1 protein-coding gene and 1 pseudogene are annotated in these 2,061 nt (G+C 67.6%); one reads left to right on the forward strand and one right to left on the reverse strand.

Annotation, left to right across the window (positions count from 1 at the left end):
- Window positions 1-123, reverse strand: a pseudogene (locus tag ACFWF3_RS33650) (TetR/AcrR family transcriptional regulator); the annotation flags it as partial.
- Window positions 124-340: 217 nt separating this feature from the next.
- Here ACFWF3_RS33650 and ACFWF3_RS33655 point away from each other — a divergent pair.
- The gene (locus tag ACFWF3_RS33655) at window positions 341-1,876 is read left to right on the forward strand and encodes an amino acid permease (RefSeq protein WP_379318011.1); all 1,536 of its coding nucleotides are present in this window, start codon (window positions 341-343) and stop codon (window positions 1,874-1,876) included.
- The last annotated feature ends 185 nt before the right edge of the window (window positions 1,877-2,061 follow it).

Here is a 2,061-nt window from a genome sequence, read left to right on the forward strand (position 1 = left end):
GGTGTTGGCGTACCCCTTGGTGGTGAAGAGCTCCGCCGCCGCGTCGAGGATCTCCGCGCGCGGCGTAGTTCCCTGCCTGCGCCGCTGTTCCAGCCGGGGACGCCCGGGACCGAGATTCGCCACACCGAAGATTCTGTCATCGGGCCACGACCTGCACCGCAGCGGGCAGCTCACCGGCGGGAATGCCCAGCGGTCGAATTTCTGTCATTTGACAGAAACTCAGGCAACGCAGAAGTTACCGCGGGGCGTCCAGTCGATACACGCACGACACCGTTCGAGCGATCGCGCGCGCAAAACTATCGACTGATAGATATTGGCCGAACCGCTGAAGGACTCCGACATGGCCACGACATTCGAATCCCCCGCCGCCCCACCCGAACTCGGCCGCGACAGCGCCGATCTGGCAGCCTTCGGCTACACGCCGGTCCTGCACCGCAAACTGGGGCGTTACGCGTCCTTCGCGGCAGGTTTCTCGTTCGTCTCCATCCTCACCACCATCTTCCAGTTCTTCGGCTTCGGCTATTCGTTCGGCGGCGCCGCCTTCTTCTGGACGTGGCCGCTGGTGTTCGCGGGCCAGTTCCTGGTCGCGCTGAACTTCGCCGAGCTCGCCGCCCGCTACCCGATCTCGGGCTGTATCTATCAGTGGTCACGTCGGCTGGCCGGTGGGCTGATCGGCTGGTTCGCCGGCTGGATGATGGTGATCGCGCAGGTCGTGACCGCCGCCGCGGCCGCCATCGCGCTCCAGGTGGTGCTGCCCTCGATCTGGAGCGGATTCCAGCTCATCGGCACCGACACCGCGCTCACCTCCCGCGACGGCGCGATGAACGCCGTGCTGCTCGGCAGCGTGTTGCTCGTCGTCACCACCACCATCAATGTGATCGGCATCGACCTGATGTCGAAGATCAATTCGATCGGTGTCACCGTCGAGATCGTCGGTGTGCTGGCGATCATCGCGCTGTTCTTCGCCAACACCGAGCGCGGCCCCGATGTGGTGTTCCAGACCGACCAGGCCTCCCCCGGCCCGTATTGGGCGGCATTCCTGGTCTCGGGCCTGATGGCCGCGTACGTGATGGTCGGATTCGATTCCGCCGGTGAGCTTTCCGAGGAGACCAAGAACCCGCGCAAGGTCGCTCCCCGCACCATCCTGCTCGCGCTGGCGGTCTCGGCACTGGGCGGTGGCCTCATGCTGCTCGGCGCGCTGATGGCGGCTCCGAGCCTGTCCGACGGCGAATTGTCCACCGGTGGACTGGCTTACGTCATCACCTCGAAGCTCAACAGCCCCGCCGGTTCAGTGCTGCTCGGCTGTGTCGCGGTCGCGGTGATCGTGTGCACCCTCGCCATCCAGACCGCCGGCTCACGCCTGATGTTCTCGATGGCCCGCGACGGCAAACTCCCCTTCGCGAAGGCCCTCTCCACCGTGCACCCCCGCTTCGGCACCCCCGTGTGGCCCGCCGTCGCGATCGGCGCCCTCGGCATCGGCCTGCTGGTCCTGAACCTCGGCAACCCCGCCATCTTCGCCACCCTCGCCAGCGTCTGCATCGTCAGCCTGTACCTGGCCTACCTCCTGGTCACCGTGCCACTGCTGCTGCGCCGCGTCCAGGGCCTGCCCGCCCCCGACGACAAGACCCTGTTCCACCTGGGCCGCCTCGGCATCCCCATCAACGCCCTCGCCGTCGTCTGGGGCATCGCCATGGTCATCAACCTGGCCTGGCCCCGCCCCGAGGTCTACACCCCCGCCGGCGGCAGCTGGTGGCAGCTCTGGGCAGGCCCCCTGTCGGTAGCCGTAATCCTCACCACCGGCGCCATCGTCTACCGCTCGGTAGTAGCAGCCAAAACCCCCACTCCCCGCACCGAAACCGCCCCCGCCACAACCTGATCCGCCACAACCAGCCCGTCCCCGTCTTCAACAACCCACCCAACCCAGCCACCGCACTCCCGACCCCTAGGGAGGGACGGCCACGAAGTGGCCGGTCCGCGGCCGGGCCGCCGGTCAGGCGCCGGGGCGTAGGCGACGAAGGAGCAAGCCCCGCCGAGACCGGCGATGCGGGCCAGCGCGGTGGG

Source organism: Nocardia sp. NPDC060220, from assembly GCF_042727815.1.
GTDB lineage: Bacteria > Actinomycetota > Actinomycetes > Mycobacteriales > Mycobacteriaceae > Nocardia.